Source organism: Xanthomonas sacchari (assembly GCF_024266585.1).
Lineage (GTDB): Bacteria > Pseudomonadota > Gammaproteobacteria > Xanthomonadales > Xanthomonadaceae > Xanthomonas_A > Xanthomonas_A sacchari_C.
On sequence record NZ_CP100647.1, the window covers coordinates 1,312,761 to 1,327,378 of the forward strand.

Annotated in this window: 11 protein-coding genes; 7 read left to right on the top strand and 4 right to left on the bottom strand. The window is 70.7% G+C overall.

Annotation, left to right across the window (positions count from 1 at the left end; translation table 11 throughout):
• Positions 1-20 precede the first annotated feature (20 nt).
• Both NKJ47_RS05345 and NKJ47_RS05350 read left to right on the top strand, forming a co-directional pair.
• Complete coding sequence (locus NKJ47_RS05345; RefSeq protein WP_048490880.1) at positions 21-659, top strand: LuxR C-terminal-related transcriptional regulator; 639 nt, start codon at positions 21-23, stop codon at positions 657-659.
• Positions 660-754: 95 nt separating this feature from the next.
• Positions 755-1,105, top strand: coding sequence for a DUF5713 family protein (locus NKJ47_RS05350; RefSeq protein WP_254460482.1), 351 nt, complete (start codon positions 755-757; stop codon positions 1,103-1,105).
• 692 nt (positions 1,106-1,797) lie between these two features.
• On the opposite strand, the gene NKJ47_RS05355 is transcribed toward NKJ47_RS05350, so the two are convergent.
• Together NKJ47_RS05355 and NKJ47_RS05360 are read right to left on the bottom strand one after the other, a co-directional pair.
• On the bottom strand, positions 1,798-4,443 hold the full coding sequence (locus NKJ47_RS05355) for a hybrid sensor histidine kinase/response regulator (protein ID WP_254460483.1): 2,646 nt from the start codon (positions 4,441-4,443) through the stop codon (positions 1,798-1,800).
• Positions 4,444-4,736: 293 nt separating this feature from the next.
• Entirely contained in the window at positions 4,737-5,909 is a 1,173-nt protein-coding gene (locus NKJ47_RS05360) for an OprO/OprP family phosphate-selective porin (RefSeq protein ID WP_254460484.1), read from the bottom strand.
• A gap of 394 nt (positions 5,910-6,303) precedes the next feature.
• Here NKJ47_RS05360 and NKJ47_RS05365 point away from each other — a divergent pair, with 394 nt between their 5' ends.
• Positions 6,304-7,638, top strand: coding sequence for a dicarboxylate/amino acid:cation symporter (locus tag NKJ47_RS05365; RefSeq protein ID WP_254460485.1), 1,335 nt, complete (start codon positions 6,304-6,306; stop codon positions 7,636-7,638).
• 149 nt (positions 7,639-7,787) lie between these two features.
• Complete coding sequence (locus tag NKJ47_RS05370; RefSeq protein WP_254460486.1) at positions 7,788-10,073, top strand: NADP-dependent malic enzyme; 2,286 nt, start codon at positions 7,788-7,790, stop codon at positions 10,071-10,073.
• A gap of 443 nt (positions 10,074-10,516) precedes the next feature.
• On the opposite strand, the gene NKJ47_RS05375 is transcribed toward NKJ47_RS05370, so the two are convergent.
• Positions 10,517-10,765 carry a helix-turn-helix domain-containing protein gene (locus NKJ47_RS05375; protein ID WP_307548789.1) on the bottom strand — a complete coding sequence of 83 codons (249 nt, stop codon included), beginning with the start codon at positions 10,763-10,765 and terminating at the stop codon, positions 10,517-10,519.
• Positions 10,766-10,957: 192 nt separating this feature from the next.
• Here NKJ47_RS05375 and NKJ47_RS05380 point away from each other — a divergent pair, with 192 nt between their 5' ends.
• From NKJ47_RS05380 to NKJ47_RS05390, 3 genes are read left to right on the top strand one after another with little or no spacing between them, the layout of a single operon-like run.
• Positions 10,958-11,155 (top strand): zinc-finger domain-containing protein, encoded by a 198-nt coding sequence (locus NKJ47_RS05380; RefSeq protein ID WP_010344507.1) that lies wholly within the window; start codon positions 10,958-10,960, stop codon positions 11,153-11,155.
• Between the two features lie 10 nt (positions 11,156-11,165).
• A complete protein-coding gene (locus tag NKJ47_RS05385) occupies positions 11,166-12,278 on the top strand; it encodes a glycosyltransferase (RefSeq protein WP_254460487.1) in 1,113 nt (370 codons plus the stop codon).
• The gene (locus NKJ47_RS05390) at positions 12,259-13,614 is read left to right on the top strand and encodes an O-antigen ligase family protein (RefSeq protein WP_254460488.1); all 1,356 of its coding nucleotides are present in this window, start codon (positions 12,259-12,261) and stop codon (positions 13,612-13,614) included. Before NKJ47_RS05385 ends, NKJ47_RS05390 begins: the two co-directional genes overlap by 20 nt.
• Before the next feature lie 4 nt (positions 13,615-13,618).
• Here NKJ47_RS05390 and NKJ47_RS05395 read toward each other — a convergent pair whose 3' ends face one another.
• Positions 13,619-14,560 (bottom strand): LpxL/LpxP family Kdo(2)-lipid IV(A) lauroyl/palmitoleoyl acyltransferase, encoded by a 942-nt coding sequence (locus NKJ47_RS05395; protein ID WP_254460489.1) that lies wholly within the window; start codon positions 14,558-14,560, stop codon positions 13,619-13,621.
• Positions 14,561-14,618: the final 58 nt, after the last annotated feature.

Genomic DNA, 14,618 nt, shown 5'->3' on the forward strand with positions numbered 1-14,618 from the left:
TGCCAGCCGCTTTCTCGCCCATGGATGCCCCGACGATCCTGGTCGCCGACGACCACCCGCTGTTCCGTGCCGCCGTGCTGCACGCCTTGCGCCAGGCCTTGCCGCGCGCCCTGGTGGTGGAGGCGGCCAGCGCCGCCACCCTGGACGCCGCGCTGGCCGCGCAGGCCGATGCCGACCTGATCCTGCTGGACCTGGCCATGCCCGGCGCGCGCGGCTTCTCGGCCCTGCTGCACGTGCGTGGCGAGCGCCCGGACGTGCCGGTGGTGGTGATTTCCTCCAACGACCACCCGCGGGTGATCCGCCGCGCGCAACAGTTCGGCGCGGCCGGTTTCATTCCCAAGTCCTCGCCGGCCGAGACCATCGGCATCGCGGTGGCGGCGGTGCTCGACGGGGGCACCTGGTTCCCGCCGCTGACCGCGGCGCGCTCGGAGGCCGACGCGCAACTGGCCGCGCGCCTGGCGCAACTGACCCCGCAGCAGTTCCGGGTGCTGCTGTGCCTGGCCGACGGCCTGCTCAACAAGCAGATCGCCTACGAACTGGGCCTGGCCGAGAACACCGTCAAGGTCCACGTGACCGCGATCCTGAAGAAGCTCGAATGCCACAGCCGCACCCAGGCCGCGGTGCTGGTGAAGGCGCTGGAGCCGGAAGGCGAGGCCTGAACCGGCGCGCGGGCGGGGGGCGTTTTCCGCGGCGCCCGGATACGCGATGCTATGCGCCGATGCCCGCGCCCCCTGCGGGCGGAGACCACCGGACCATGCCCACCACGACCATCCGCAACGAGCAGACCGCCCACTATCCGTTCCTGCAGGAGATGCTGGACGACGACTACTTTCCCCGGTCGCTGGTCGGCAAGGGGCAGAAGATCCTGCTGCGGTTGTGCGAGGCGATCGAGGCGCAGGAACCGGCGGACCTGCCGGCGCTGTACCGGCTGACCCATGCAGCCACCGAGGAATTCAACAAGCTGGCGCTGGAGTTCGAGGCCCACGACAGCGAGATCGAGACCGCCGCGCGCGAGAACATCGGCATGGATTTCCTGCACATCGCCAAGGCCTACGGCTTCGCCGACGCCGACGTCGAAGCACTGATCGCCCCACGCGAGTGGTGACGCCGGCCCGCTTCTCCCTGCGAGAGAGGGGCTATGGAAGCGCGGCTGCTCCCTTCTCCCGCCGGGAGAAGGTGCCCCGCAGGGGCGGATGAGGGTAGGGCGGCCAGGGATCCTTCGCGACCTGGGCAGCGGCTGGCTTGGCGCGCCGACCGCGGATGAGGTCTTGCGTGGCGCTGCGCGCCCCGACCCTCACCCCAACCCCTCTCCCGGGGGGAGAGGGGCTAGAGCGCGGCTGTTCCCTTCTCCCCCCGGGAGAAGGTGCCCCGCAGGGGCGGATGAGGGTAGGGCGGCCAGGGATCCTTCGCGGCCTGGGCAGCGGCGGGCTTGGCGCGCCGACCGCGGATGAGGTCTTGCGTGGCGCTGCGCGCCCCGACCCTCACCCCAACCCCTCTCCCGGGGGGAGAGGGGCTAAGGCGCGGCTGTTCCCTTCTCCCCTCGGGAGAAGGTGCCCCGCAGGGGCGGAGGAGGGTACGGCGGCCAGGGATCCTTCGCGACCTTGGCAGCGGCGGGGTTGGCGCGCCAACTGCGGATGAGGTCTTGCGTGGCGCTGCGCGCTCCGGACCCTCACCCCAACCCCTCTCCCGGGGGGAGAGGGGCTAAGGCGCGGCTTTTCCTTCTCCCGCCGGGAGAAGGTGCCCCGCAGGGGCGGATGAGGGTACGGTGGCCAGAGATCCAATCCACAAGCACACGCCTCACCCGCGGCGCAGCAGCATCTGCGTCATCAACGCGCGCAGGGCCGGGGGCCGTACCGGTTTGGCCAGGAAACCCCAGCCGCGTTCCTGCGCCAGCGTGCGCAGCGCCGGATCGGCTTCGGCGGTGATCAGAATCGCCCGCGGCTCGGCCTGCCAGCGTGCGCACAGCTGCGCGAACAGGGTCGGGCCGTCGCAGTCGCCCATGCGCACGTCCAGCAGCACCAGTTCCGGCGCCTGCGCCGGTTGCGCCGCGGCCAGCGCCTGTTCCGGGCCGGCCGCCAGTTCCACCTGGCAGGCCCAGCGCGTGAGCAGGGTGCGGCTGGCCTCGCAGACCCGCGGGTCGTCGTCGATGCACCAGACCCGGCAGCCATGCAGGATCGGGTCGTCGCCGTTGTCGCTGGCCATCGCCGCCGGCGCCTGGCGTTGCGCGGCAGCGGCATCGCCCAGCGGCACGCGCACCGAGAACACGCTGCCGCGGCCCAGCTGCGAGCGCAGGCCGATGCGATGGCCGAGCAGGCGGCCGATGCGCTCCACGATCGCCAGGCCAAGGCCGGCGCCGCGGTCGTTGGCCACGCCGTCGCCGAGCCGGCGGAACTCCTCGAAGATCTCCTGTTGCAGGGCGTCGGGGATGCCCGGCCCCTGGTCGTGGACCTCGATGCGCAGCTGCGTGCCGTCGCGCCGGCAGCCCAGCAGCACGCGCCCGCGCGGGGTGTAGCGCACCGCGTTGGACAGAAAGTTCTGCAGGATGCGCCGCAGCAGGGTCGCGTCGCTGCGGATGGTGGCGCGGGTCGGCACGTAGTCCAGGCGCAGGCCGCGGCCCTCGGCGACGATGCCGAACTCGCGCGCCAGGGTCTGCAGCAGCGGGTCCAGCGCCAGGTCCTGCACCTGCGTCTTCAGCGTGCCGGCCTCCAGCCGCGAGATGTCCAGCAGGCTGTTGAGGATCGCGTCCTGCGCCGCCAGCGCGTTGTCGACGTGGTCGGCGATCTGCCGCGCATCGGCCTCGTGCAGTTTGCCGCGCAGCGCCGAGACGAACATGCGCGCGGCGTTGAGCGGCTGCAGCAGATCGTGTACCGCCGAGGCCACGAAGCGGGTCTTGTAGCGGTTGGCGTTCTCGGCCTCGCGCTTGGCCTCGGCCAGGTCGCGGGTGCGTTCGGCGACGCGATGCTCCAGCGCGTCGGCCAGCGAGCGCAGTTCGCGCGCGGCGTTCTTGTAGCTGGTGATGTCCGCGTAGCTGGTGACGAAGCCGCCGTCGGGCAGCGGATTGCCGCGGATTTCCAGCACCGTGCCGTCGTCCTTCTCGCTCTCGCGCATGTGCGGGCGGCCGCTGCGCAGGTGGTCCAGGCGGCGCTGGATCGCCGCCTCCACCGGGCCGGGGCCGAGCAGGCCGCGGCGCGCGTTGTAGCGGAACACGTCCTCGATCGGGCGGCCGACCCGAATCAACTCCGGGGGGAAGCGGAAGATCTCCAGGTAGCGCGAATTCCACGCCACCAGGCGCAACTGCGCGTCGATGATCACCACGCCCTGCGGCAGGTGCTCCAGGCTGCGGCTGAGGCCGGTGTCGGCCTGTTGCGCGGCCTGCACGATGCCGTCCTGCGCGGTGCGCAATTCCTGCGCGTGCTGCTGCAGCAGCGACTCCAGTTCGCGCCGGCTGCGCTGGCGCAGCCGCGCCAGGCGCTGGCGCTGCTGGAACAGCAGGCCCAGGAACGACAGCGCCAGCCAGATGCCGGCCGCGGCCAGCGCGGCGCCACGGCCGGCGGCGCGGCTGCCGCCGATATCGTGCAGCAGGTGCAGGCGCCAGCCGCCTTCCGGCAACGCCATGCTCTGCCACAGCAGCGGCGCCGGCTGTGCGGGCATGTCGATGCGCATCACCTGGCTACCGTTGTCCAGCGTCTCCAGCACCCGCCGTTGCGCCGGCAGCAACGTCTGCTGCGCGTACTGGCGGGTGGCCAGCAGTTCGTCGCGCTCGTGCGCGCTGAGCGGCTGCAGTTGCCGGTAGCGCCAGACGTCGCGGCTGGACAGGAACACCACGCCATGGCGGTCGCTGACCAGCACCACGTCGGGCACGCGCAGCCATTCGTGCTCCAGCGCGGCCAGTTCGATCTTGATCACGACCAGCCCGAGCGCGCGTCCGCGCGCGTCGAGGATCGCCTGCGAAAGGAAGTAGCCGGGCACGCCGGTGGTCATGCCGATGCCGTAGAAACGGCCCTTGCCCTGCGCCAAGGCCTGCTTCACGTACGGGCGGAAGCTGTAGTCGGCGCCGACGTTGCTGCTGGCCAGGCGCCAGTTGCTGGCGGCCAGGGCCACGCCGTTGGCGTCGATCAGGGTCAGGGTCGAGGAGCGGGTGACGTCGTTGGCGCGTTCCAGCTTCAGGTTCAGCTGCCGCTGCGTGGCCGGGTCCAACGGGTGGGTCAGGGCGTCGCGCAGTTCCGGATCCAGCGCCAGCACCTGCGGCAGGGTGCGGTAGCGGTCGATACGCTGCTGCAGGGTCTGCGCGTACAGCTCCAGTTGCTGGCGCAACTGCACGCTCTCGGCGCGCAGCGCGCGCTGTTCGGCGATGCGCTGCGCCGACAGCATCGCCAGCGCCATGCCGCCGACGATGACGGTCAGCAGCAGGACGAGACGGCGATGGCGCAGGAGCGAGGGCATGCGGAAGAACGCGGCGGGCGGGGCCGCATCAGCTTAGAGGGTGCGCTGCCGTTTGCGGCAGGCGGCGTCGCTGGCCGGTGTCGCTGACCGCTACACGGCAGGAAGCGGCCTGTGGCGGACTCGGGCGGCGATCGCGCCGCGGCGCGTCGCCGGTGCCGACCCGCGGACGCGCCGCGGGCGGCAAGGTCAGGGCGTGCGCTGTCTGTCGGCGCCGTCGCCGGATGTCGCCGCGGTTCGAGGCGCCGCGGCACGCCCCCCGGCCGATCGTGTCGGATCGGCCGGGGGGCGCTGGCTCAGAACTGGACCTGGGCGCGCACGTCCAGCGAGTTCGGCTTGGTGTGCACGCCGGCGCGCTCGGCATCGGCACGCACGTAGTTGACCTGGAACTTGAAGTGGCTGGTCAGGTACCAGTTGGCGCCGAAGGTCCAGTCGTGCTGGCGGCCGCCGAGCACCGTGCCGTCGTCCAGGTCCAGGCGGCTGTAGCGCGCCAACAGCTCGACCGCACCGTAGGCGTTGGCCGGCTTGATGTTGCCGACGTTGCCGGCGCTGTACGGCCGCGATTCGCCGGTCAGCACGTAGCTGGCGAACACGTACTGGCCGTCGGCGGTGTAGTCGGGGCGGCCGTTGTCGCGGGTCACGTCGGCGCGCAGCGCCTCGCCCTGCATCGAGAACGGGCCCTTGATCCAGATCGCTTCCAGGCCGGTGCGGCGCACCTGATCGACGTCGACCAGCGTGCCCGAATCGATCAGGCGCACGTCGGTCAGGCCGGCTTCCGGACGCGCGCGGAAGCGCGCGCGCGGGCTGAAGCTGACGTCCAGGCCGTTGTGGTAGCCGCGCGGATTCTCCTGCGAGTACGCCAGGCCCAGGTGCAGCACGTCGCCGTCGGCCTTGAACGGGGTCCACACGCCGCGCACCGCCTGGGTGGTGCCGGGGTTGTCGCCCTGCAGGTCCTTGCCGCCGTAGGCGCCGGCCTGCAGCAGGTACTGCGGACGCTCGAAGGTCCACTCCACGCCGGTGCGGCGGCCCTGGTAGATCGCCTGCACCGGCAGCGCCACTTCCAGGAAGCTGTCCGCGCGCGAGCTGGTCACGCCTTCCAGGCCCACCGGCACCTTGATGTAGCCCAGGCGCACCTTGCCGTAGTCGGCGCCGAACAGCGCCTTGGTCTCGAAGCGGAAGAACACGTCCAGCCACAGCTTGGACTGGAAGTCGAAGTACACCATCGCGTCGTACACGCCCTTCTTCTTCAGCGTGGCGCCGAACTCCTTGCGCCGGAACGCGTTGTCGTCCTCCAGGCGGCCGTCGTCGTTGGAGAAGTTGTTCCAGTCGTAGGCGTAGTTGCCGGTCACGGCCAGTTCGGTGCCGTCGTTGAAGGCGACCTTGGTCGGCCAGTTGTCGAAGCCGTTGGCGGCGACGGCGGGAGCGGCGGCGGTCAGGCCGAGCGCAGCGAAGAGAAGGGTGTGGCGCATGATGGAGTCGTCTCGATAAGGAAAGAAGGCGCGGCGGTCCCCGGCCGCGCAGGTGATGCGGTGGTGCGGGCAGTGCGGCGGCGGGCCGCCACGCGAACGGCGATGCCGCCGCGGTGCGGACACGGCGCCGGACGGATACCCCCGCAGGCGATAGCGGACGCGCCCGGCGTTTCTTTACGGCGATGTTGCAGTTCTTGCAGCGCCGTCTCCCCTGAGAACGCGCGCTGCGCTGTGTGACAGCCCGTCCGTGAGCGTACCGCGACACTGTAACCGCGTCGACACGGCCAGGCACCGGGCCTAGTACCAATAGGTTATCTGCTTAGACGCCGGCGACGCGTACAAAGGCAGCATTCCGCGACCCGCGTCGGGTGGGCGGACCGTTCCGGAGCTCTCCATGCATATCCCAACGTCCCCGGTCGGCCACGCGCCGCGGCACTTGCCGTTCTACCGGCAGTTGTACTTCCAGGTGGTCGTCGCCATCGTCATCGGCGCGGTGCTCGGCCACTTCGAGCCGGCGTTCGCCGAGAAGCTCAAGCCGCTGGGCGACGCCTTCATCAAGCTGGTGAAGATGATCATCGCACCGGTGATCTTCCTGACCATCGTCACCGGCATCGCCGGCATGACCCACCTGAAGACGGTGGGCCGGGTGTTCGTCAAGGCGATGGTGTACTTCCTGTTCTTCTCCACCCTGGCGCTGGTCGTCGGCATGATCGTCGCGCACGTGGTGCAGCCCGGCGCCGGCATGAACATCAATGCCGCCGACCTGGACCAGAGCGCGGTGCACAGCTACGTGGAGAAGTCGCACGAGCTGACCCTGGTCGGCTTCCTGATGGACATCATCCCGAAGACGCTGCTCAGCCCGTTCGTCGGCGACAACATCCTGCAGGTGCTGTTCGTGGCGGTGCTGTTCGGGGTGTCGCTGGCGATGGTCGGCGAGCGCGGCAAGCCGGTGCTGAACCTGCTGGAATCGCTGGTGGCGCCGGTGTTCAAGCTGGTGCACATCCTGATGAAGGCCGCGCCGATAGGCGCGTTCGGCGCCATCGCCTTCACCATCGGCAAGTACGGCGTGGAGTCGCTGGTCAACCTGGCCTGGCTGGTGGGATCGTTTTACCTGACCTCGCTGTTGTTCGTGCTGGTGATCCTGGGCGCGGTGTCGCGTCTGTGCGGTTTCTCCATCCTCAAGCTGATCCGCTACCTCAAGGCGGAGCTGCTGCTGGTGCTGGGCACGTCGTCGTCCGAATCGGCGCTGCCGTCGCTGATGGAGAAGATGGAGCGTGCCGGCTGCAGCAAGTCGGTGGTCGGCCTGGTGGTGCCCACCGGTTATTCGTTCAACCTCGACGGCACCAACATCTACATGACCCTGGCGGCGCTGTTCATCGCCCAGGCCACCAACACCGAACTCACCCTCGGCCACCAGATCGCGCTGCTGCTGGTGGCGATGCTCAGCTCCAAGGGCGCGGCCGGGGTGACCGGCGCCGGCTTCATCACCCTGGCGGCGACGCTGGCAGTGGTGCCGGAAGTGCCGGTGGCCGGCATGGCGTTGATCCTGGGCGTGGACCGCTTCATGAGCGAATGCCGCTCGTTGACCAACTTCATCGGCAACGCGGTGGCCACCGTGGTGGTCTCGCGCTGGGAGAACGCGCTGGATCGCGATCGCCTGCGCCTGACGCTCGATGGCGGCGAAAGCCCGCTGCCGGTGGTGGCCACGGAACCCTCCGCGATCCGCTGATCCGTTACCCCTTGCGATGCGCCGGCAGTGCCGGCGCATCGCGTTTTTCCCGGCGTACAAGGACGTGGCGACAGCCGCCAGACAGGACCGCACCTGCGCCTGGGGGTAGAATTCCGGGCCTCCGCGCCTTTCGACAAAAGAAGCCCTCGATGTCAAACGACGATTTCAAACAGGCCGCTCTCGATTACCACCGCCAGCAGCCGCCGGGCAAGATCAAGGTCTCCGCGACCAAGCCGATGCTGACCCAGCGCGACCTCTCCCTGGCCTATTCGCCGGGCGTGGCCTTCGCCTGCGAGGCCATCGTCGCCGACCCGAAACAGGCCAGCGAACTGACCGCGCGCGGCAACCTGGTGGCGGTGATCAGCAACGGCACCGCGGTGCTGGGCCTGGGCAACATCGGCCCGCTGGCGTCCAAGCCGGTGATGGAAGGCAAGGGCGTGCTGTTCCAGAAGTTCGCCGGCATCGACGTGTTCGACATCGAGATCAACGAGAACGATCCGGACAAGCTGGTCGACATCATCGCCAGCCTGGAGCCGACCTTCGGCGGCATCAACCTGGAAGACATCAAGGCGCCGGAGTGCTTCATCGTCGAGCGCAAGCTGCGCGAGCGCATGAACATCCCGGTGTTCCACGACGACCAGCACGGCACCGCGATCATCGTCGGCGCGGCCGTGCTCAACGCGCTGGTGGTCACCGGCAAGAAGATCGAAGAGGTCAAGCTGGCCACCACCGGCATGGGCGCGGCCGGCATCTCCTGCGTCAACATGCTGGTGTCGCTGGGCCTGAAGCCGGAGAACATCCTGGCCCTGGACCGCGACGGCGTGATCCACACCGGCCGCACCGATCTGGACCCGGACAAGGCGCGCTACGCCCGCGACACCGACAAGCGCACCCTGGCCGAGATCGTCGAGGGCGCGGACATCTTCCTGGGCCTGTCGGCCGCGGGCATCCTCAAGCCGGAGATGGTGGCGACGATGGCGCCGCAGCCGGTGATCTTCGCCCTGGCCAATCCCAATCCCGAGATCACCCCGGAGGCGGCCAAGGCGGTGCGCCCGGACGCGATCATCGGCACCGGCCGTTCGGACTATCCGAACCAGATCAACAACGTGCTGTGCTTCCCGTACCTGTTCCGCGGCGCCATCGACGTCGGCGCCACCGGCATCAACGAGGAGATGAAGGTCGCCTGCGTCAAGGCGATCGCGGCGATGGCGCGGCGCGAAGCCTCGGACCTGGGCGCGGCCTACGGCGGCGAGACGCCGAGTTTCGGCCCCGACTACCTGATCCCGCGGCCGCTGGATCCGCGCCTGCTGGTCGAACTGTCCTCGGCGGTGGCGCAGGCGGCGATGGACTCGGGCGTGGCCACGCGGCCGATCGCCGACATGGAGGCCTACCGCGACAAGCTCAGCCAGTTCGTCTACCGCACCAGCCTGATGATGAAGCCGGTGTACGACCGCGCCCGCGCCGACAAGCAGCGCGTGGTCTACGCCGAGGGCGAAGAAGAGGTGGTGCTGCGCGCGGTGCAGAGCGTGATCGACGAAGGCCTGGCGTTCCCGATCCTGATCGGCCGCCCCGACGTGATCGAGGCGCGCATCCAGCGCCTGGGCCTGCGCATCACCGCCGGCGTGGATTTCGAGATCACCAACATCCACGACGACCCGCGCTTCAACGACTACTGGCAGTACTACCACGCGCTCACCGAGCGCCGCGGCGTCACCGTCACCGCCGCCAAGGAGCTGATGCGCTCGCGGCCCACGCTGATCGCGGCGGTGATGGTCGCGCGTGGTGAAGCCGATGCGCTGCTCACCGGCGTGGTCGGGCGCTTCCACAAGAAGCTCGGCTATGCGCGCAGCGTGATCCCGCTGGAGTCGCGGGTCAGTTCGACCTCGGCGATGACCGGCGTGATCAACCAGCAGGGCGCGTTCTTCTTCGTCGACACCCACGTGCAGGAGGATCCGAGCGTGGAGCAGATCGTCGAAGCCACGCTGCAGGCCGCCTATCGCCTGAAGCTGTTCGGCATCGAGCCGAACATCGCGCTGCTGTCGCACTCCAATTTCGGCAGCCACGATTCGCGCGATGCGCTGAAGATGCGCCAGGTGCGCGAGGCGCTGCTCAAGCGCAAGCCCGAGCTCAACATCGATGGCGAGATGCAGGGCGACACCGCGTGGGACGAGGCGCTGCGCAAGCAGATCATGCCCAACAGCACGCTGAAGGGCCGCGCCAACCTGTTCGTGCTGCCGAACCTGGAAGCGGCCAACATCGCCTACAACCTGGTGCGCGTGTTCACCGACGGCGTGGCGATCGGCCCGATCCTGATGGGCATCTCCAAGCCGGTGCACATCCTGACCACCAGCGCCACCTCGCGCCGGGTGATGAACATGACCGCGATCGCCGCGGTCGATGCGCAGATCCGCAAGCAGCGCGAAGCGGAGAAGTAAGCCGCCGCGTCGGCGCCGCACACGGCGGCGCCGGCATGCATCTGCGCGCACCGGCAGCAGCGCAGATGGCGCCCAGCGTCGATGTGCATGTGCGCTGCCGCCGCCGCGGCGGCAGCATGGCGCGTGCGACGACGCACGAAGCGCCGGCAGGCATGCACATCACAGGGGATTTCTTGCGCGGAAACGCCCGCGGCGGCGCGCACAACGGGATCGGAGCGTGGGCGGCAGGGCGCCAGAGGCATGGTCGGCGCTATGCGCGCGTCCGGGCCGTGCCGGGTCGGTCGGCCAGGGAGGCAAAGCGAAAGGGGTGACTGAAAACGCTTTCATGCGCGGGCGACAGCATGTGTCGCAGTGCCACTTGCATCATGCCGCGCGCGGCCGGCACGGAGGCCGCGCGAGGAGAGGCCAGGCACGAGGACGGCGCCCGCGGCGCCGCGCCGCGTTCAGGCCATGCGCTTGCCCACCGGCAACGGCAGGCTGTCGCTATCGTTCTGGTTCAGCTTGGACGGCTTGCCGGTCAGCAGCACATAGGCATCGACGCCAGTAAGTTCGGCGATCTTCAGCAAATGCCGGGCATTGGGAACCGAACGGTTGTTCTCCCAGTGACCGAGAGTGCTATGCGCCACGCCCAGCAAGGCGGCAAGCTCGCGCAGTGTGAAACCGGCATTTCGCCGCGCCTGCATCAAACGCACACCTATATCCACGAGACACCTCAAAGCGGCATGTTGGCACCGCGTGACACCAGCATAGTGTTGCGTTCGCCCTGCATCAAGCGGATAAGAACGCCGTGTGAAAGAAGCGCGTCGCGGCGGCCGCCGGGACTGCGTCCGGCACCGGGACAGGCTGCTAGAATCGCCTGTCCCCTTCGCCGTGTCCCCACCGCCATGAGCCATACCGCCACCGCGCCCGCCAATGCCCAGACGCGCTACGAGGTGCGCCGCGCCGACCTGCCGCTGAGCTGCCCGACGCCGGAGATGGCGCTGTGGAACTCGCATCCGCGGGTCTACCTGCCGATCGAGGACGAGCCCGGCCTCGAAGCCAAGTGCCCGTACTGCGGCGCGGTCTTCGTGCTGGTCGACTGATCCGGGTTCGATGCACCGCCTGACCGTGGTGCAGCTGCTGCCGGCGCTGGAGTCCGGCGGCGTCGAGCGCTCCACGCTGGAAATCGCTCAGGCCCTGGTCGACGCCGGGCATCGCGCCGTGGTGGTCTCGGCCGGCGGCCGGCTGTTGCCGGCGCTGGCCGCCACCGGTGCCGAGCACATCGCCCTGGACATCGGCCGCAAATCCTTGCTGACCCTGCGCCACGTGCCGGCGCTGCGGCGCCTGTTCGCGCGCGAGCGCGCCGACATCGTGCACGCACGCTCGCGGCTGCCGGCCTGGTTGGGTTGGCGCGCCCTGCAGGGCATGCCGGCTGGCCAGCGGCCGCGCCTGGTGACCACCGTGCACGGGCTCAATTCGCCCAGCCGCTACAGCGCGGTGATGACCCGCGGCGAGCGGGTGATCTGCGTGTCCGACACGGTGCGCGCCTACGTGCTGCAGCACTATCCGCAGACCGATCCGGCGCGCCTGCGGGTGGTGCCGCGCGGCATCGATCCGGCGCAGTTCCCGCGCCGTGCCTGGCCCGATCCGGCGGCGCGGGCCTGGGCTGCCGGCCAGGCGCCGGCGCTGGCCGGGAGTGGGCCGCTGCTGTTGCTGCCCGGGCGCGGCACCCGCCTGAAGGGCCACGCCGACGCGCTGCGCCTGTTGGCGGCGCTGCGCGGCGAGGGCCACGACGCGCGGCTGTGGCTGCCGGGCGCGCGCGAGGCCGGGCGCGAGGCCTACGTGCGCGAACTGGAGACCGAGGCGGCCGCGCTTGGCGTGGCCGACGCGGTGGCGTTCACCCCGCCGACCGCGCGCATCGCCGAGGCCTACGCCGCCAGCGATCTGGTGCTGCAGCTCTCGCGCAAGCCCGAGGCGTTCGGCCGCACCGTGGTCGAGGCGCTGGCGGTCGGCCGGCCGGTCCTGGGCTGGGCGCATGGCGGGGTCGGCGAACTGCTGGCGCAACTGCAGCCGGCCGGCGCCGTGGCGCCCTTCGATGCCGTGGCCCTGCTGGCGGCCGCACGCGCGCTGCTGGCGCAACCGCCGGCGCCGCCGGCGACGCTTCCCTATACGCTGCAGGCGATGCAGCGCAGCACCCTGGCGATCTATGACGAACTCCACCCCTGACGGTTCCCTGTCCGCTTCTGCCCCGCCCGAGGTCCGCGAGCGCTGGGCGCCGGTCTGGGTGCTGCTGTTCGTCGCGCTGTGGCCGGCGCCGGGCCTGGCCGCCGGGGTGCTGGCGCTGGGCGCGCTGGTCACCCTGGCGCGCTTGCTGCACAGCCGCTTCCGCGGCGGCGCGCGCCTGCTCAGCGGCCCGGCCTGGGCGCTGACCACGCTGCTGTTCCTGGCCTACTGGCTGCCGCAGCCGCTGTCGGCGCTGGGCGCGGTGGACGTGCCGCTGGCCCTGCGCGAATCGGCGGTGGACCTGCGCTTCCTGCCGTTCCTGTGGCTGGTGGCGATGGCGGTGGCGACGCCGCGCGGGCGTCGCATCACCTTCAACGGCCTGGCGGCGATCGCCGCGCTCTGGACCGCGGACGCGCTGGCGCAGGCGCTGTGCGGCACCAGCCCGCTGTTCTGGTCGATGGACCAGTTGAAGTGGGCGATCAGCCACCATGGCCTGTGCACGCCGCAGGAGATCGCCCTGGCCGATCGCCTGAGCGGCGTGTTCGGCCCCTGCAACCTGAAGTTCGGCCAGGTGCTGGCCAGCGTGTCGCCGTTCCTGCTGTGGGTGGCCGCGCGCCGTGGCGGCGCCTGGGGCTGGCTGTTCGCGGCCGGCGCGGTGGGCGTGGTGCTGGTGCTGGCGGGATCGCGCGCCTCATGGGTGACCTACGCGGTGTTGCTGGTGCTGTCGGGCTGGCGCCTGCTTGGTGCGCGCAAGCTGCTGGGGCTGGGCCTGGTGGGGCTGCTGGTGGCCGCGGGGCTGGGGGTGGTGTCGCCGCAGGTGCACGACCGCTTCGAACGCACCGCGCGCGCGCTCAGCGGGCATCCGGCCGACCTCAACGCGGCGCTGACCGGGCGCGCGCAGATCTGGACCGCGGCCTGGTGCATGATCCGCCAGCATCCGATCAACGGCGTCGGCGTGCGCGGCTTCCGCGAGGCCTACATCAGTTGCGACCCGGACCCGACCCATGCCGGGGAGTGGGGCCGCGAGCCGGCCTTCCACGCCCACCAGATCGTGCTCGAGGTGCTCGCCGAAACCGGCGTGATCGGCCTGCTGCTGTGGCTGGCCGGGGCGGCGCAGGCGTGGCGCGCCTGGCGCTACGCGTCGGCGCAGGCGCGCGAACGCGCGCGGCCGGCGATGCAGGCGCTGCTGATCACGGTGTTCCCGTTCAACACCCACCTGGCGTTCTATTCGTCGTTCTGGGGCGGACTGACCATGCTGCTGCTCGGCCTGTATGCCGGCGCCCTGCTGGCGAACGACAGCGAGCCGGGCGAGCGCGCCGACGCCGCGGCGCCGGTCTGAGCGCTCAGCCGCGCTCGTAGAAGTCGCTGCGGCCGCCGGGCTGGCGCTTGAAGCGGCGGTGGATCCACAGATACTGCGCCGGCGCCTCGCGCACCATCGCCTCGATGGCGGCGTTGACCCGCGCGGTGTCGGCGACCATGTCCTCCGACGGGAAGTCCTCCAGCGGCGGCGCGATGCGCAGGATGTAGTCGGCGCCTTCGCGGCGGTGGAAGTACGGCACCACCGCGCAGCCGGTCAGCCGCGCCAACTGGTGGGTGGCGGTGATGGTGGCCGCGGGCATGCCGAAGAACGGCACGAACACCGTGTCCTTGCCGCGCATGTCCTGGTCCGGGGCGTACCACAGGAACCCGCCGCGCTTGAGGTGGCGCACGCTGCCGCGCAAGTCCTCGTTGGCGAACATGGCGCTGGCGTAGCGCAGGCGGCCGCGCTTGACCGCCCATTCGAACACCGGATTGCGGTGGCGCCGGTACATGCCGGCCAGCGGCACGTGCTGGCACAGCAGGCGGCCGCAGATCTCCAGGGTCATGAAGTGGCCCGACACCAGCAGCACGCCGCGGCCTTGCGCCTGCAGCGCCTGCAGGTGTTCCAGGCCCTCGATGCGGGTCCGCCGGCGAATCGCGCCGATGCCGCCCCACCAGGCGCGGGCGAACTCGAACACGCCCACGCCCAGCGCATCGAAGCTGTCGCGCAGCAGGCGCGCGCGCCATGCCGGGCTCTGCTCCGGGAAGCACAGCGCCAGGTTCACCTCGGCGGCGTGGCGGCGGGTGCGCGCCAGGCGCAGCGCCAGCCAGCCGATGCCGCGGCCCAGTGCGCGCTGCAACAGCCAGGGCAGGCGTGCGGCGATCACCGCCAGGCCGAGCAACAGCCAGGTGGGCCAGTGGCGGGGCGAGCGGGGCGGCGGTGCGGCCTGGGTGGCGGACGCGGGCGGAGTGGGGGCAGAAGACATGCCGCAAGTTTAGCCGGGCACGCGCACGACCGCGTCGGCGCGCACGCCGTGGCGTGCC

Bases quoted from the DNA above. Each gene is read 5' to 3' on its own strand.
- NKJ47_RS05345 (WP_048490880.1), top strand. From the start codon at position 21: ATGGATGCCCCGACGATCCTGGTCGCCGACGACCACCCGCTGTTCCGT.
- NKJ47_RS05350 (WP_254460482.1), top strand. From the start codon at position 755: ATGCCCACCACGACCATCCGCAACGAGCAGACCGCCCACTATCCGTTC.
- NKJ47_RS05390 (WP_254460488.1), top strand. From the start codon at position 12,259: ATGACGAACTCCACCCCTGACGGTTCCCTGTCCGCTTCTGCCCCGCCC.
- NKJ47_RS05370 (WP_254460486.1), top strand. From the start codon at position 7,788: ATGTCAAACGACGATTTCAAACAGGCCGCTCTCGATTACCACCGCCAG.
- NKJ47_RS05395 (WP_254460489.1), bottom strand. From the start codon at position 14,560: ATGTCTTCTGCCCCCACTCCGCCCGCGTCCGCCACCCAGGCCGCACCG.
- NKJ47_RS05380 (WP_010344507.1), top strand. From the start codon at position 10,958: ATGAGCCATACCGCCACCGCGCCCGCCAATGCCCAGACGCGCTACGAG.
- NKJ47_RS05360 (WP_254460484.1), bottom strand. From the start codon at position 5,909: ATGCGCCACACCCTTCTCTTCGCTGCGCTCGGCCTGACCGCCGCCGCT.
- NKJ47_RS05365 (WP_254460485.1), top strand. From the start codon at position 6,304: ATGCATATCCCAACGTCCCCGGTCGGCCACGCGCCGCGGCACTTGCCG.
- NKJ47_RS05385 (WP_254460487.1), top strand. From the start codon at position 11,166: ATGCACCGCCTGACCGTGGTGCAGCTGCTGCCGGCGCTGGAGTCCGGC.
- NKJ47_RS05355 (WP_254460483.1), bottom strand. From the start codon at position 4,443: ATGCCCTCGCTCCTGCGCCATCGCCGTCTCGTCCTGCTGCTGACCGTC.